Origin of the sequence: Bacillus sp. SD088 (genome assembly GCF_017355205.1) — a bacterium.
Taxonomy (GTDB): Bacteria; Bacillota; Bacilli; order Bacillales; family Bacillaceae_C; genus Lederbergia.
Genome location: NZ_JADIJK010000005.1, coordinates 1 through 16785, shown reverse-complemented (window position 1 = coordinate 16785; position 16785 = coordinate 1). Strand labels below are relative to the sequence as shown.

The window sequence follows — 16785 nt, the reverse complement described above, 5'->3', positions numbered from 1 at the left end:
TTAAGATGCAAGTGCAAGGCTTTTTTTGTTATTCACTTTTGTCAAATTGAAGATTGGCTATAAGAGGAAAATGGTCACTTGGAAAGCGGCCATCGATTTGGTCATCCACAATTTGCACGCTTGATGTAGTTATGTCTCCTTTATGTAAAATCCAATCAATTCTTCCTTTTCCACCAGAGGAATCTTTAAAATTATTAAAGGTCCCTAAATGGTCATTGATACGTTCTTTTGCATCGAACCATGTATCGCTATATTGCCCTTCTTCGAGAAAGGTTTGATGAGTCTCTGACTCTGCAAATGTATTAAAATCTCCTGTTAGGATGATTGGTAAATTGGATTTAAATGCTTCTGTTTTGTTAATAATCAGCTTAGCACCATTCACTCTCGCTTCTTCAGATCGATGATCTAAATGCGTGTTCACATGGTAAAAGGTTTGCTTTGTCTCGTTATCAAATAAACGTACCCATGTAGCCATCCTTGTACAAGCACTCCCCCAAGCAGTTGAACCAATTTGTTCAGGTGTATCAGAAAGCCAAAAATGGTCAAATTCCATTATGTCGAATCGATCTTTTCGATAATAAACGGTCATAAATTCTCCATGACTTCCGCCATCTCTTCCAAGACCAACCCAATTATATTCAGGAAGCAATGCCTCCATATCTTTCACTTGTGGATAAAGGCCTTCTTGTGTTCCGATAATATCAGGTTTCTCTCGCTGAATTAACGCCTGAATCAATCCTCTTCTTTCCTCCCATGAATTCGGTGGTACATCACTATTATTTCGTAGGTTATATGACATGACGATTAAAGTTTCTTTATGCTTCAAATTTCTCATCTCCCTAATTGAAATCGCTTTATTTTCTTTTTAAGACGACTAGGTCGCCGAAATACTTTTATCCCATTAACCAAATGATTGAAATTTCACTTTATCAAGCTCGTTTAACACGATCTTTTATGCTCCGAATAAGACGATCTTTCTTTTATTCAGAAAATCAATCGATTCTAGCAAAGATTCTTCCTCTATTTGATAGACATCCTGAATTTGTTTTAACCACTTTTCCAACGAATTCAACTTAATTTCCTGTATGTTCCGGAAGGTCATGACTTTCATGATATTATTACGTAAATAAAAACATTGATGTCCATTAAAGCGAACTGCTGTTATTCTTCTCATTGTGATATTTTCATCGACATCTAAGTAAGATTGCCTTATATCTTCTAAAATTTCTTCCTCTGTAAGAGGTTCCCAAATGATTTGTTTTGTTACAAATGTTTTTCCATTTGATTTTCGATCAATCTCATATAAATGATCCTTCGTTTGCGTGATCGTAATTTCTTCGCCAAAGCCGTGCATCTTATGTTGCGGCCTTGCTTCTAAATCGACTGGCTTCATTATAGGAGAACCATAGCCAACATCCACATACACCTTTTTTTCGCGGATTTCGACCATAATGGCCAAATGACCTGGTTCTACTCGCACAAATGAACAGGCAAATCCCAACTCTGTTAAAAGTCTTGCAAAGTTCATATTAAGTGTAAAACAAGTCCCTCCCCAGCCTTTTTCTACTAAGTTATGAACAAACAAAGGTAGTGGCGGGATGAAATCTGGTGCAAGCGTAAAATAATGAAACTTACTAAAAGATTCATAGGGTACTAATGTTAAATGATGTTGAATGAGGCGCTGTAAATAGTTTATCGTCGGAATTTCTTGTTCCAATCGTAAAAAACGTATATATTGATCTACTGCTTGGTTCACTATTCAACACCTCTTCCATTCAATGAATTATTGCAATGCTAATTTAATGCTTTCATAAATATCCTTCCATACAGAGCGATCTTCTAAATATTTCTTCATCATCTGCTCATACATTTCCTTTTGCCGTTCTGCAAATTGTGGTTCATCCTTTGGCGGGAGTTTGGAACGTTGCTCTTCTACAAAGTATTGAATAGAATCTGCTCTTGGACCCCATACCGCATATTCTTCTCCAGCTTGATCTATAAAAATAAAAATAGGAATTGAGCGAGATGTCCCGTTTGTTAAATATTGATCTATCAGCTCCAAGTTTTGATCACGCAAAATCATTCTTACGTCCATATCTGCCTTTTCAGCAAGACGTAGGAGAATTGGCACATTGACCATAGCATCCCCACACCAGTCTTCTGTGATGACAATTACGCGTAATTCCTTTTTCTTCAGCTCGGAAAAAAATTCAGAATCCTGAGTAGGAGTCTCAAAGTGTTGCAAAATATACTTTGAGTTTTCTTGATGATTTTGCATTGATTGAATGTATTCCTCAGAGGTTATTCCTTTTTGAAACCATTGTGAAAGATTCATTCCTCTTCCCCTTCCGTTTTAACTTGTTTTCATTATATCTGCTTCGGTAAAACAAGCCAATCTTTTCGATTTAAATCTTTTCATTATACAAACGTATTTTGAAGTTTTACAACAGTAGCCGAAAACGGGCGGTAAGCTCTTAAAATCGGGCCAACTTTGCTCCTTATCGGGCCGTCTGAAGGTAAGTCATGGAAAATAAAGGTGTAAGCTGGTTCGAATCAGCTTACACCTGTAGATGCTTATCTTTTCTCAATTTCTTGCTTTAGCAATTTATTGACCATTGGTGGGTTGGCTTGTCCTTTTGTTTCTTTCATGACTTGACCAACGAGGAAACCAAGGGCACGGCCTTTACCGTTTTTAAAGTCTTCAATCGATTGAGGATTGGCATCTAAAATTCCTGTGATGATCGGTAGGAGTGCACTTTCATCCGAAATTTGGACTAACCCTTTCTCTTTAACGATCTTTTCAGGATCTCCACCATTTTCAATCAGCTCACGGAACACTTTTTTCGCGATCTTCGAGGATATCGTTCCATCTTGAATCAGTGTAATCATACCCGCTAACCCTTCTGGAGTTAACGCAGTATCATGCAATTCTTTTTGTTCTGCATTGAGATAAGCAGAGACTTCACCCATTAACCAGTTTGAAGCTAATTTTGCATCTGCCCCCGCTTTTAAAACTTCCTCAAAAAAATCAGACATTTCTTTCGTCAATGTTAAAACCATTGCGTCGTAAGCAGGTAAGCCTAGTTGCTCTACATAACGCTTTTTACGGGCATCAGGTAATTCAGGGATTTCCGTGCGGACACGCTCTTTCCATTCCTCATCGATATATAATTGTACAAGGTCAGGTTCAGGGAAATAACGGTAATCATCTGCGCCTTCTTTTACACGCATAAGGATGGTTTCACCCGTGCTTTCATCGAAGCGACGAGTTTCTTGTAAAATTTCTCCACCTGAAAGGAGAACCTTTTCTTGACGCTTTTCTTCAAACTCTAGACCTTTGCGCACAAAGTTAAAAGAGTTCAAATTTTTCAATTCTGTCTTTGTTCCAAATTTCTCTTGACCAATCGGTCGCAACGAGATATTGGCATCACAGCGAAGCGATCCTTCTTCCATACGACAATCGGAAACGCCTGTAAATTGAACAATCGATCTTAATTTTTCTAAATACGCATAGGCTTCCGCAGGAGTACGGATATCGGGTTCAGATACAATTTCGATCAAAGGCGTACCCGCACGATTCAAGTCGACAAGTGATCCATCTTTCGCATGGGTTAGTTTACCAGCGTCTTCCTCAAGATGGACACGTGTAATCCCGATTTTCTTTTTATAGCCGTCTACTTCGATCTCAATCCAACCATGCTCCCCAATTGGTTTATCAAATTGCGAGATTTGATACGCCTTCGGGTTATCAGGATAGAAGTAATTTTTCCGGTCAAATTTAGTCTCTGTTGCAATTTCACAGTTTAGAGCCATCGCTGCTCTCATTCCATAATCAACCGCACGTTTATTCAGTACTGGTAACACACCTGGATAACCTAAATCGATGACAGACGTATTTGTATTAGGCTTTGACCCAAATTGATTAGGACTAGGTGAAAAGATTTTTGATTCTGTTTTTAATTCTACGTGGACTTCAAGTCCGATTACTGTTTCAAAATTCATGATTTTCCCCCCTTACAATTGTGGTTTGTGTTTATGGAAATCTGTTGATTGTTCAAATGCATGAGCCACACGATAAATCGTTTGTTCATCAAAGTGTTTTCCGATAATTTGCAATCCAAGTGGTAACCCTTCTGTAAAGCCACACGGCACTGAGATGCCGGGTAGACCAGCAAGGTTAACAGGGATTGTTAAAAGATCTCGCGCATACATGGTCACCAAATCATCCAACATTTCACCAATTTTATAAGCTGGAGTAGGCGTCGTCGGGCCAATCACTACATCATATTTTTCAAAAATATTATCAAAGTCTTGCTTAATTAGTGTTCTTGCTTGTTGCGCCTTTTTATAATAAGCATCGTAAAAACCGGAGCTAAGAGCATATGTTCCAAGCATAATCCGTCGTTTTACCTCATCACCAAATCCTTCAGAACGACTTTTCTTATATAATTCCATTAGGTTATCTGCATTTGGCGTCCGATACCCATAGCGGACCCCATCAAAGCGCGCAAGATTGGCAGATGCTTCAGAGGAGGCAAGTAAGAAATAGGAAGAAACCCCATATTTAGAATGAGGAAGTGATACTTCTTCCCACTTAGCCCCTAGACCTTCCAATACTTTTAATGCGGAAAGAACCGCTTCACGAGATGCTTCGCCAATTCCTTCGCCTAGATATTCTTTTGGAACGGCAATTTTTAAACCCTTTATATCCTGAGTGAGTCCTTCTGTATAATTAGCTACAGTTTTATCAACTGTTGTGGAATCATGTGCATCCACACCAGCAATCGCTTGAAGTACATACGCGTTATCTTCAACATTTCTTGTAATCGGTCCGATTTGATCAAGGGAAGAGGCAAAAGCAACCAATCCATAACGCGAAACACGGCCATATGTAGGTTTCATCCCAACAACTCCACAGAAAGAAGCTGGTTGACGAATCGATCCACCTGTATCAGAACCTAGTGCAAACGGCACTTGTCCAGCTGCTACTGCAGCGGCCGAACCACCGGAAGATCCCCCCGGCACAAAATCAAGATTCCATGGATTTTTTGTTATTTGAAAAGCGGATGTTTCAGTTGTCGCTCCCATGGCAAATTCATCCATGTTCACTTTTCCAATCGTAATCGTCTGCGCCTCATTCAATTTCTCCATAACTGTCGCATCATAGATCGGGTCAAAATTTTCAAGTATTTTACTAGCACAAGTTGTTCTAAGGTCTTTTGTGACAATATTATCTTTAATTCCAGCAGGTATCCCAGCAAGGATGGAATCACCTACTTGACCATCAAGCGCTTTCGCTTGCTTTCGCGCATTCTCCTCATCTACTGTTAAGAATGCTTTAACTTGACCGTCAACCTCATGGATTCTCTTAATAGATTGATCCACAAGATCAGAAGCAGTTATTTCTTTTTTATGTAATCGTTCATGTAATTCTTTAATAGAATGATCGAATAATGACATATTGTTTCCCCCTTCCTTAATCGATAATAGATGGTACCTTTATTTGTCCATCCTCTTGATCTGGTACGTTTTTCATCACTTGATCCAGTGGCAGCCCTTCGACTTTCTTATCATCACGCATCACATTTTTCTGAGCAAAAACATGGGAAGTTGGCTCAATATTGTCTGTGTTCAGTTCATTTAATGTATCTGCCATTGCAATAATATCAGCAAGCTGATCTGAAAAATTTTCCGCTTCTTTTTCACTCATTTCCAGTCGAGCTAAATGAGCAACATGAAGAACTTGTTCTTTAGAAATTTCCGACATCCTTTTACACCTCCGAATAATAAAATAAAGTGAAACTTCAATCAGGGGAGCTCCCCCCACTGATCTAAGTTGTCATGCGAAGCTCATAAACGTGACCTACAATACTATTGATAATATCAAATAATCTTCCTAACAAGCAAGCTAAGCGAGATCTTTTCACTGACGTATTGTAAATTCTTCCATTAGTTTGGATCAACTATTTATAAATATGGACAAATGGCTCTTTATCACCTGATTTTTTAGAGATTAATGCTTCTGCTCCGTTCACTGAGGAAATATTGACATCGACATTAAAATAATCGGGAAAATGATCCATTACTAAGGAAGTCGCCCATTGAGTAAAGCCAATGATCTCTGCTTCACCATACAATTGAATAGGAATATCAATTTCTAAATTAACAAATTGATCATCTTTATAAAAAGCCCGTCCGATTAGCCCGTTATAATTCGGGAAAAATTCCTCAATATCGTCTTTAAATCTCATAAAGTAAGCAACGTCTTCCCGATGATCCTCCTCAGCTTCCGATGACGGAAATAGATAGTGTTTCTCATCAATCGCTTTCCAATCTCCTAAAGATGCACTACCTTTTTCTGCATGAGAATAGGTAAAAAAGCTTCCTGGAACTACGGCATTTTTGCTGCTTTGTTCAAACAAAGCAATCGTAATCGGGATATTTCCCAACCCTTCCATGGAACGGAGACGATTAAGAACTTCGTCTGCTATTTTTTTGCCTTCTGCTTCAAGCTTAGAGTGTTCGATAGGCTGTTCAAAAGTCGCGCCATATTCTTCTTTTTGATAATAATGGACAGAATTCATGGCAAGACCAATGACCATACCGCCTAGTTTTACGGTATCTCCATCTTTCACCAAATAATCATGTTCAAGGATATGGGCTAAATAAATTGGATTTTTTTCATTTTGCTCTTCGACGGAGCCTTTCTCATCATTGACCGGATTAAGTCCGATGTTCTCCTCGGCATCTAGTTTTAATTCTTTTAATTGTCCCTTTGTATATTTTCGATTCAACCAACCCCGAACCGTTTCTTGATCTAATTTCTGCCCCTCTTGAAAAAAGTAAGTATCGGTCGAAAAGTTTTCATTGGCTACACGCATTAACCCTGTTTCAAACTCATGAATGTCATATGTCGAGTTTAATCGATCGACAACCATCCCTCTTGTCTTACTCGGTTTAAAAGGAATCATCGTACGATAGAGTGAATCAGATATTTGATAATTAGGGATAATCGATGTCTCTTTTTTCTCATCCTTTTCTTGAACGACTTCATTTTCTTTCGTTATTTGCGGGGCACAGCCACTCAACAAAAGGATAACAATACTGCTAATAAACCACTTTTTCATAGGATTTTCCACCTTTTAATAAAAAATGCGCAAGCGCCTGTTTGATCATTAAATCACTGTATCTGTAGTTCCTCCAGAAACCTTTGCTCATCCCATGTTTCGATGCCAAGTTCTTTTGCTTTCATTAATTTAGAGCCAGCTTCTTCACCAGCAATCACTAAATCGGTTTTTTTGCTGACACTTCCAGTTACTTTTCCACCTAATGATTCAACTTTTTCTTTGGCCTCATTTCTAGTTAACTGCTCCATTTTACCTGTTAAGACTATTATTTTATCATAAAAATAAGAATCTTTATCGGCAGTTTCACTTCTTTTTTGACCAAGGTATGTCATATTAACATGAGCTTGTTTCAATTTTGCGATTAATTGTTCCACTTCTTGATTTTGAAAGAAGTTGATAATCGCATCAGCCATTTTTCCTCCAACTTCATCCACTTGTAATAATTCTTCTTCTGTGGCAATTGCCAATTGGTCCATTGTTTCAAAATGTTCCGCAAGTGTGGCTGCTGCCTTTGCGCCAACGTGTCGAATGCCTAAGCCAAATAATAATTTTTCTAATGAGTTGGATTTGGAGTTCTCAATCGACTGAATTAAGTTGGTGCTTGATTTCTCCCCCATACGTTCCATTGCAAGGAACTGCTCCTTTGTTAAGGAATAAAGGTCTGCGGGATCCTTCACTAGGTCAAGAGCAAAAAGCTGGCTAATGACTTTTTCGCCTAAACCATCGATATTCATCGCATTCCGAGAGACAAAATGAATTAGACCTTCCCTTCTTTGCGCAGGACATTTCGGGTTTAGACAGCGTAGTGCGACCTCACTTTCTAATCGGACTAGTTCACTATTACATTCCGGACAATGTTCAGGCATTTGAAATGGCAACTCTGACCCACTTCTTCTCTCTGTCAAAGCATGTACGACTTCTGGAATAATATCGCCAGCTTTTCTAATCACAACCCAGTCACCAATTCGAATGTCTTTTTCTTTAATTAAGTCTTCATTATGGAGAGAGGCTCTTTGTACCGTTGTTCCTGCAACTTGAACAGCCTCTAGAATGGCCGTTGGTGTAATGACACCGGTTCTACCAACACTAAGTTCAATCTCCGTTAATTTTGTCACAACTTCTTCAGCTGGGAACTTGAAAGCAATCGCCCAACGAGGCGTTTTAGCTGTTTGCCCTAGTTGTTCTTGTTGTTCGAGTAAATCAACCTTAACGACGATGCCGTCTATGTCATAGTCCAATTGAGAACGATCATTTGTCCATTTTTCAATATATGTGAGCACTTCCTCGATGGAATCACATTGTTTTCTTTCCCTATTTACTTTTAAGCCTAGTGTTTCAAGCAAGTTTAAACCAGCGTTATGAGAAGTGACACCTGTTGTCCCAAAATCGCCAATTCCATAAAGAAAAATATCAAGATTACGGGAAGCAGCAATTCGCGGATCTAGCTGTCTTAGGGAACCGGCGGCTGCATTACGAGGATTCGCAAAGACCATTTGTCCTTCCTCTTCTCTTCGCTTATTTAACTTTAGGAAGGAATTTTTCGGCATATAAGCTTCACCACGCACTTCAAGCGAATAAGGCTCGTTTAATCTTAAGGGGATAGAGCGAATGGTTTTTAAATTAGCTGTTATATCCTCTCCAACTGTCCCATCTCCTCTTGTCGATCCTTGAACAAGAAGACCATCTTCATAACGCAAAGAGACTGCTAATCCATCAATTTTCAATTCACATACATATGAAAAGTCATCCCCGATGCCTTGTCGGACTCTACGGTCAAAATCGCGAAGAGCTTCTTCAGAAAAAGCATTCGCCAAACTTAACATTGGGGTTTGATGACGAACCTTTTCAAATTGGGATAATGCAGCCCCCCCAACCCGTTGTGTAGGTGAATCCGGTGTAATTATTTCGGGATATTTTTCTTCTAATTCCTGTAGCTGTAATAGAAGCCTGTCATATTCAGCATCAGGAACAGAGGGATTATCTAGTACGTGGTACTCGTATCCATATTTATTTAGTAATTGGTGAAGTTCTTTCACTTGTTCTATAATTTCTTGATTCATCCTCACATCAACCTTTCCACCATAACCAATACTTTTCATTGTCTTGCTCCATATTTTAAAGATAGAAGCTGAGCTATCGTCTTCATATTATGCCTCAACAACAAAAGAGCAAACGTCAATTTAACAGATTAAAGGATGAACAAGGAAGGAACGGCTGTTTAAGGTTGAACGATTAAGGACGCGCCGTCCTGGCGCCAAGCTCAAGTGACGACGTCCTATCGCTTTGCCTGCACTCGCACATCCTATACGTCACAACACCGTTCTGCCCCACATCGCGCGGGCCTCCATTCGCATGTCTTCGTCGTTTGATCAACTTCCTGTTGACCTAGACTTTTTGGATGGGGGCAAACTGAGCAAGCAGTCGTTTAATCCCCACTGGACTTGGAAAGGCAATATCCAGTTCCGCATTATCCGCATCCCCTTTGACACTCACAACGGTTCCGATTCCCCATTTTTTATGCTCTGCCTTGTCCCCAACCTTCCATCCGGAATCATTGGAATTTGCAGTTGCCGCCATTGGTCTTGTTACAGGCTTTCTTTGTTCCCGATTGAATACCTGACGATCCAAGTTCGCTCTTTTCTCTTTTTCCTGTTCATTGACATTTTCCAGAAGGTCGGCAGGGATTTCCGCAATAAATCGAGAAACAGGATTCATATTCGTTCGACCATATAGAGTTCTCATTTGCGCATTTGTTAAGTATAATTCTTCTTCTGCACGTGTAATCCCTACATAAGCGATTCTTCTTTCTTCCTCCATCTCAGCTTCTTCCATCAAGGAACGATTATGTGGAAAAACGCCCTCTTCCATCCCAATTAAAAAGACAACTGGAAACTCAAGACCTTTGGCTGAATGCAAGGTCATCAGTGTAACCCCTTCTTCTGGTACTCCGTCCTCATCAAGACGATCAATGTCAGCAACAAGTGCTAAATCCGTAAGAAAGGCCACTAAACTTTTATCTTCACTCCCAGCTTCGAAGTTTTTCGTAACAGAGAGGAACTCCTCAATATTTTCTAGTCTACTTTCTGCTTCTATAGACTTTTCCGCCTTTAGCATATCTCTGTATCCTGTATTCTCAATTACTTCTTCTACTAGCTCTGTTACAGGCAGATACTCTTGCATTCCGACGTAATTGCGAATTAATAGATAAAATTCAGCGGCTGCATTCGCGGCTTTCCCGGTTAAACCAATAAAATCAACCTCTGCTAATGCTTGATACATAGAAAGGTCCCGTTCTCTTGCATATGCGGCGATTCTATCTAAAGAGGTTGCCCCAATTCCACGTTTTGGGACATTGATAATGCGTTGCAAGCTAATATCATCATCTGGATTTGCGATTAATCTTAGATAGGCAAGTAAGTCTTTAATTTCCTTACGATCATAGAATTTTGTACCGCCGACAATCTTATATTCAATATTAGATTTTAAAAATACTTCCTCCATTGCACGTGATTGTGCATTTGTCCGATAAAGAATCACAAAATCAGAAAGTTTCCTTTGCCCTTTTGCACTTAATTCCTTAATTTTCCCCGCAACATATTGAGCTTCTGTTTGTTCACTGTCTGCCCGATAATAGTGAATCTTTTGCCCTTCTTTGTTTTCGGTCCATAGATTTTTGGGTTTGCGACTAGGGTTATTTTGAATGACATCGTTCGCTGCATTAAGAATAAACTTTGTAGAACGATAATTTTGTTCAAGAAGGATAACTTTTGCATTGGGATAATCTTTTTCGAAGGATAGAATATTGGCGATATCCGCTCCACGCCATCTATATATCGACTGATCCGAGTCACCCACGACACAAATATTTTTCAAGCGTGCGGCAAGACTTTTGACAAGGATATATTGGGCACGGTTCGTATCTTGATATTCATCCACATGAATATATTGGAATTTCCTTTGATAAAATTCCAATATTTCGGGCACGCGTTCAAACAATTGAATTGTGACCATAATTAAATCATCAAAATCTAATGCATTATTGCGACGTAATCTCCTTTGATACTCTGTGTATATCTTGCTGACGGTTTGAGCATAAAAACCAGCTGCTGTTTTTTCATATTCTTTCGTTGTTACTAACTCATTTTTCGCACTGCTAATCGCACCAAGTATAGCTCTTGGATCAAATTTCTTTGGATCAATGTTTAAATCTTTGATAACATTTTTTACCACAGAGAGTTGATCTGTTGAATCTAGAATAGTGAAATTACGATTATAGCCTAGACGATCAATATCACGACGTAAAATGCGCACACACATGGAGTGAAATGTAGAGATCCAAACAGCTTCTGCAGAGCCTCCCATAATGTTTCCAATCCGTTCCTTCATTTCCCGCGCGGCCTTATTGGTGAATGTAATCGCAAGAATATTATAAGGATTCACCTGTTTTTCAACCATTAAATAGGCTACCCGATGTGTAAGAACCCTTGTTTTTCCACTTCCTGCTCCTGCCATAATGAGCAAAGGGCCTTCTGTCGTTTTGACCGCTTCTTTTTGTTCAGGGTTCAATCCTTCCAAGAGACGTATACCCGAAATTTGCAACTCTACTACCTCCCTAACCAGAAAACATTTGTTCTATTATACCTTGATATTAGACAAAAGTCACGGAAGCACATGAACTGTTTTCAACGCTTCTTTTACATTTTCATATACAATATTACCAACGATGATACAATCAGCAAATTGCTTCATTTCTTTTGCTTGTTGGACTGTTTGAATACCGCCACCATAAAATAGAATGGTATTTGACAATTGGTCACTTACTTTTTCCACCAATGCCGGGTCACCATAATCCCCACTATATTCCATATAAAAGATCGGCATTTGAAACATTTTCTCAGCCATTCTCGCATATGCAATGACATCATCATCATCTAATGAGGTAGCCGCCTTTGTTAGTTCGGCCACCTTGCAATCGGAATTTAAAATACAATAGCCTTCCACTAGGACTTCATCCCAGTCCATTATCTCTCCATATTCTTTAACCGCTTTATGATGAAGGCCTGAAAACCACTGGATTTCTGCTGTATTTAAAACGGATGGAATAAAATATAAATCAAATCCTGGTGTAAGTGATTCAAGATTACTTACTTCTAATACACATGGCACCGTATATCTTCTGATCCTAGACATCAGTTGTAACACATTTTCCAATGTTACATGATCCGTACCACCAACGATAATGGCGTCCGTTCCTGATTCACAAATTTTTTCCAAGTCTTTATCTGAAATCGACTTAGCAGGATCAAGTTTAAAGGCATGACGCCATTCTTTCACATCGCACATATTGATTAGGTCCTCCATTTCTATTCAACATCTATCATTATAGCATTTAGGGATAGGGAGACTAAAGTAGATGGGGGAAATTTTATAAATGAAAATATAAAAAGGGTACGGCATCATCTCGCTGTACCCAAGTCTAACAAGAATATGAAAATATCCTAGCGGGGGAAAGAGTTCCCACTGAGGACAATCTCGCTTTATTTTTCTTCTTCTACTCGATCAAGCACCATTTCATACGTATCATTCCCAAAGTTCAAACAGCGTTTTACCCTTGAAATAGTAGCTGTGCTTGCTCCTGTCTCTGACTCAATTTTATGATAGGTTTTGCCTTCCCTTAGCATTCTTGCTACTTCAAGTCGTTGCGATAAGGATTGTATTTCATTAATCGTACATAAATCATCAAAGAATCGATAACATTCCTCCCGATCTTTCAGAGTGAGGATCGCATCAAATAGTTGATCTAATTCTTTTCCTCTTAATTTTTCAATTTGCATACGTTTGTATTCTCCTTTTAAACACACGCTTTTTTCATCGATCTAGTTATCCATGCATTAATTAGCTGTATGGTCTCCACTTTTAAGAATTCGTGGGAAAACTGGAATTAAAAGTGGGGGATCAACAGTCAGTAAAAGCCCGATTCGTTCATACCAACAGGAAGTTGGTTACAAAGGCGTTGCGACGGTACAGGATGTACTAGTGCAGGCGAAACGACAGGATGTCGTGCCTTGAGCCCGCCAACAGGCCGCCGCGAATTTTACCCTTCATCTTCTTCAATCACTGGGGAATGAAGGGTCCACTGATTGAAGCTTCACTTTATGAGTAAGAAACAATCTCGAGGCTTGGTACAATATTGATCCAAGTTCTGCCTGGTACTAGCTTAGCAGGAAGTCCATCCTCATATGGTACAGGGCGGCCATCAAGATCTTTCCATTCTATTTCTCTAACCAACCCTTTTTGAAACAATAAAGCTTTCCCTCCAGATGTCAAATCAATTGCCCGTCTTCCTTCTGAATCCATTGCTTGATGTTCGGTTTCCATCACAACCACATTATCTAATACAATCGGATTGTTTGTTTCCGCATCAATCGTTTGTTCCCCGTTAGAGGTCCGTAAATATTTTTCATTTTCTTGATCATATTCATAGTTGGAGATAAATAGATCATCTTGACTATAAGCAACCTGTATAGGTCCCACTTGTTCTCCTTGAAGGCTCCCAACTTCTTTATCCGTAAAAAAATCTAATGGTGCTGGTGGAGTATCCAAATCGTACCCTTCATCTTCAGCCCCTTTTGCGATGCTTTCTTGCGAAATATATGAATTATGAGGAGCTTGGCGATCAGTAGACCGCTCAAATAACGTACCATCGTATTGAATACCATTCAACTGATCAATTTCACCAGATAACAACCTTTTTTTAGCACTTGGACTATAACCATGTGCGATATAAAGGCTCTGGAATCCTTCAGCAATATCAATAAAATAATCACGAGAACTCCGAACAGGTCCTATTCGCTCCGGTAATTCACTTTGGAAAATCGCTAACAATCGTGTGATCGATCCTTCTGCTAATAATTCATATACAATATCTACTTGAGATAGCCCACTTTGTGGTCGTGCTTCTGGCTGATTGTTCATCGTAACAGCAATCGCTCTTTGATCTGTCGCTTCTTCTACCGGCAGACCGGTAAGCGGAGAAAGAAATGGTGATTGATCCTTTTCTGCTTCAGGAGTTGGATCTTCTGTTTCTGGAGCCGTCTGCTGCTCATCCTTTTCAGCATTCCCACATGCCGCCAAGACAAGAGTTATCACGAGCAAAAGTATACAAGTTCTTTTCTTCTTTGAAAACAAAAATTCCAACTCCTATATCTATAACGATTTTTACATCTACTATTTTAACGCATTAATGTCGGAAAGAGTACCTTTTTGTTCATCACATCGTATAATCCACTTTGAGTAACACGGATATACGGCAAGTGAGTGGCCGAAAAGAATAACAAAGAATAAACCGGATCTGTAAATGGATACCCTCTCTTCACTAAGAGATCCTTTAATGTTTCCGTTTCTTGTGCTAGATCCTCCAATTGTAAATCTGACATTAATCCAGCAAGAGAAAGTTTCATTTCAAAAATAACCTTTCCTTCTTCTGTTAATACAATGCCTCCACCAATCTCTTTCATTCTTTTAAATGCCAATAACATATCTTCTTTTCTTTTTCCTATTACAATGATATCACCTGTAGAAGAAAAAGAAGAGACAAAACCAGAAAGCGATTTGGCAAAGCCTTTGATCATTGTATTAATACGCCATTTTCCCTTGCGATCTACCAGCATCAAATAACTTTCATCTTGGTTCTTGGGTAATGGGTCAATCGCTAAATCAATACGAGTGGTGTATGGTTTCGTAATCACATCGTTCACCATCTCTATACCAAAAGGCATGGAAAACTGCAAATCGTCTCGCTTAAGATCCCAATCTAACTGAAGCGGGTCTAAATCATATAGCGACCAATGGATATGATCATCAAAAGGGATCTCTTTCCCCTCTTTTCGCACCCATTGTCCTTTTGCTAAAACAGAGTGAGGCGTTGGGTCGTGTTCATTAGTAAGGAAATTAATATTCGCTACTCTCCCTGTTGCAATTTGCCCATGCTCAGAGGCAAGATTAAAATAGCGAGCAATATTATAGGAAACCATATGATACGCGTCTATAATAGGGACACCATTCTCTATTGCCAGCCGAATAAGATAATCCGCCATCCCTTGCTTGTAAAAGGCAGGGGTTGCTCCATCTGTCGTCATCATAAGAGAATTATATTGAGTGAGCCCAAGACGTTGCATATCTTGCAATAGTACAGGCAAATCAGGACGGATCGACGAATGACGAAGTGATACCGCATAGCCGTGGAGCAAGCGTTCATATATCTCTTCACCTGTCATTGCTTCATGATCACCATCTACCCCAAACAGCTTCATTTTCGCCAATGTTTTCTCTGAGGCACCTGGGAAATGACCTTCCACCTTTTTTCCAAGTCGTTTCGTCTCCTGAATCCAATAAAGCATTAGATCATCACCATCAAGCAGTTTAGGCCAGCCTGTTAATTCGCCCCCTTGAACAACAGCCTTATGTTCAAGCCAGGCTTTCACCTCCCTATTTGTGAAAACTCGCTCCTCTTCTCCCATTGCTGTTTGCGCATCATAGCGCCCCCACCAGTACATCGTAATAGGGGATTCATTCAATTGCTCTATTAAGGAAAACGCTTTCTTTTTACTTAAGTGCAAGAAAAAAAGAAGATTATCATTAATTAGTGTCGTTGTACCTGTTTGCGCAGCAAAGCGAGATAAAGTGTGCGGGTTATATAATTGGGACGGATGAACATGGGGCTCTATATAGCCGGGGACCAACGTCCATTCAGAACAATCCACTACTTCGCAATCCTTTAGCTGCTTTGGTATTTCTTTTCCAACATAAACAATGCGATCATGTAAAATCCATATACTGGCAACTACCCATTCATGTAAAGTTGAATGTAAAAAACGGGCATTTTTTAGCAAAATTGAAGGAGATACTTTACCATCTAAAACAGATATTTGTTCGCGAATTTGCTTATTTTTCCATCTAAATCTCTGTTCTAACATCCTAATCCTCCCATCCAAATCGTCTTTCTTAAAAATGCGTGTTCAAAAGGAGGATAAAAAGGACTAATTCGGCGTTGCTGACGTCCTGTCAGCAACGCCGACACTAGTACATCCTGTACGTCGAAAGTTCGAGGCGGCGCAGTTTCAAACAGCAGAGAAACAAGCCAACGAAGAAATTCGAAGTGTCATTTTTACCGGACTTTTTGAACATCCTTTTAATGTCATTCTAACACACTATACCCTTTTAAGACGTTAGGAACTATCCCTCAATCGCACATTTTCATGAATTGTAATAGAATGGTAAAACAGTTGTAACAAAGTGGTTACCCCTGCTTTATTTGCCTTTTTTAGGGCTTTTCAATCTATTCGCATGCTTTCTGTCATAAGTACATTGTTTACCGATTTTACGGAAGTAATCCCTTAATATCCTCTTATATTTGACATTTGTGCCTTTTTTGAAGACGAATACCGAAATTTCAATAAAGCCTAGATTTCCAGTAAGCTCTTGGTAATTCGGCGGATCTACCCTTGAAATTCTATAAGTAGAACAAAAGCGCAAGCGCCCGTTTAGCGACGTACAAACTTTTTAAGCTTTTGACGAGATAAAGGATACACGGCGGAGCATGAGCCGATGTTGACTTACGCAAGCAGAAGCTGAAAGTTTGCTAGTCGCTGGGCGCTGC

13 protein-coding genes are annotated in these 16785 nt (G+C 39.4%); all 13 read right to left on the bottom strand.

Annotation, left to right across the window (positions count from 1 at the left end; translation table 11 throughout):
• Positions 1-28: 28 nt before the first annotated feature.
• Positions 29-826: an endonuclease/exonuclease/phosphatase family protein gene (locus IPU53_RS05645; RefSeq protein WP_207448746.1), complete on the bottom strand. Its 798-nt coding sequence runs from the start codon at positions 824-826 to the stop codon at positions 29-31.
• 126 nt (positions 827-952) lie between these two features.
• Positions 953-1756 (bottom strand): arylamine N-acetyltransferase, encoded by an 804-nt coding sequence (locus IPU53_RS05640; protein WP_207448744.1) that lies wholly within the window; start codon positions 1754-1756, stop codon positions 953-955.
• 27 nt (positions 1757-1783) lie between these two features.
• Positions 1784-2335 carry a thioredoxin family protein gene (locus IPU53_RS05635; RefSeq protein WP_207448742.1) on the bottom strand — a complete coding sequence of 184 codons (552 nt, stop codon included), beginning with the start codon at positions 2333-2335 and terminating at the stop codon, positions 1784-1786.
• A gap of 239 nt (positions 2336-2574) precedes the next feature.
• Positions 2575-4002 carry an Asp-tRNA(Asn)/Glu-tRNA(Gln) amidotransferase subunit GatB gene (gene gatB / locus IPU53_RS05630; protein ID WP_207448740.1) on the bottom strand — a complete coding sequence of 476 codons (1428 nt, stop codon included), beginning with the start codon at positions 4000-4002 and terminating at the stop codon, positions 2575-2577.
• A 12-nt stretch (positions 4003-4014) separates the two neighbouring features.
• The gene (gatA, locus tag IPU53_RS05625; RefSeq protein ID WP_207448738.1) at positions 4015-5460 is read right to left on the bottom strand and encodes an Asp-tRNA(Asn)/Glu-tRNA(Gln) amidotransferase subunit GatA; all 1446 of its coding nucleotides are present in this window, start codon (positions 5458-5460) and stop codon (positions 4015-4017) included.
• Between the two features lie 16 nt (positions 5461-5476).
• Positions 5477-5767 (bottom strand): Asp-tRNA(Asn)/Glu-tRNA(Gln) amidotransferase subunit GatC, encoded by a 291-nt coding sequence (gatC, locus tag IPU53_RS05620; protein ID WP_207448736.1) that lies wholly within the window; start codon positions 5765-5767, stop codon positions 5477-5479.
• 196 nt (positions 5768-5963) lie between these two features.
• Complete coding sequence (locus IPU53_RS05615; protein ID WP_207448734.1) at positions 5964-7127, bottom strand: CamS family sex pheromone protein; 1164 nt, start codon at positions 7125-7127, stop codon at positions 5964-5966.
• Between the two features lie 53 nt (positions 7128-7180).
• Positions 7181-9187, bottom strand: a complete 2007-nt coding sequence (gene ligA / locus IPU53_RS05610; protein ID WP_207449146.1) for an NAD-dependent DNA ligase LigA — start codon at positions 9185-9187, stop codon at positions 7181-7183.
• Between the two features lie 325 nt (positions 9188-9512).
• On the bottom strand, positions 9513-11726 hold the full coding sequence (gene pcrA / locus IPU53_RS05605) for a DNA helicase PcrA (protein ID WP_207448732.1): 2214 nt from the start codon (positions 11724-11726) through the stop codon (positions 9513-9515).
• Positions 11727-11786: 60 nt separating this feature from the next.
• A complete protein-coding gene (locus tag IPU53_RS05600) occupies positions 11787-12470 on the bottom strand; it encodes a heptaprenylglyceryl phosphate synthase (RefSeq protein WP_207448730.1) in 684 nt (227 codons plus the stop codon).
• Positions 12471-12664: 194 nt separating this feature from the next.
• Positions 12665-12961, bottom strand: a complete 297-nt coding sequence (locus IPU53_RS05595; protein ID WP_207448728.1) for a YerC/YecD family TrpR-related protein — start codon at positions 12959-12961, stop codon at positions 12665-12667.
• A gap of 319 nt (positions 12962-13280) precedes the next feature.
• On the bottom strand, positions 13281-14315 hold the full coding sequence (locus IPU53_RS05590; protein ID WP_207448726.1) for a DUF3048 domain-containing protein: 1035 nt from the start codon (positions 14313-14315) through the stop codon (positions 13281-13283).
• Positions 14316-14359: 44 nt separating this feature from the next.
• A complete protein-coding gene (locus IPU53_RS05585; protein ID WP_207448724.1) occupies positions 14360-16102 on the bottom strand; it encodes an adenine deaminase C-terminal domain-containing protein in 1743 nt (580 codons plus the stop codon).
• Between the last annotated feature and the right edge of the window lie 683 nt (positions 16103-16785).

Bases quoted from the DNA above. Each gene is read 5' to 3' on its own strand.
- IPU53_RS05595 (WP_207448728.1), bottom strand. From the start codon at position 12,961: ATGCAAATTGAAAAATTAAGAGGAAAAGAATTAGATCAACTATTTGAT.
- gatA (WP_207448738.1), bottom strand. From the start codon at position 5,460: ATGTCATTATTCGATCATTCTATTAAAGAATTACATGAACGATTACAT.
- IPU53_RS05585 (WP_207448724.1), bottom strand. From the start codon at position 16,102: ATGTTAGAACAGAGATTTAGATGGAAAAATAAGCAAATTCGCGAACAA.
- ligA (WP_207449146.1), bottom strand. From the start codon at position 9,187: ATGAATCAAGAAATTATAGAACAAGTGAAAGAACTTCACCAATTACTA.
- IPU53_RS05635 (WP_207448742.1), bottom strand. From the start codon at position 2,335: ATGAATCTTTCACAATGGTTTCAAAAAGGAATAACCTCTGAGGAATAC.
- gatC (WP_207448736.1), bottom strand. From the start codon at position 5,767: ATGTCGGAAATTTCTAAAGAACAAGTTCTTCATGTTGCTCATTTAGCT.
- IPU53_RS05615 (WP_207448734.1), bottom strand. From the start codon at position 7,127: ATGAAAAAGTGGTTTATTAGCAGTATTGTTATCCTTTTGTTGAGTGGC.
- IPU53_RS05600 (WP_207448730.1), bottom strand. From the start codon at position 12,470: ATGTGCGATGTGAAAGAATGGCGTCATGCCTTTAAACTTGATCCTGCT.
- gatB (WP_207448740.1), bottom strand. From the start codon at position 4,002: ATGAATTTTGAAACAGTAATCGGACTTGAAGTCCACGTAGAATTAAAA.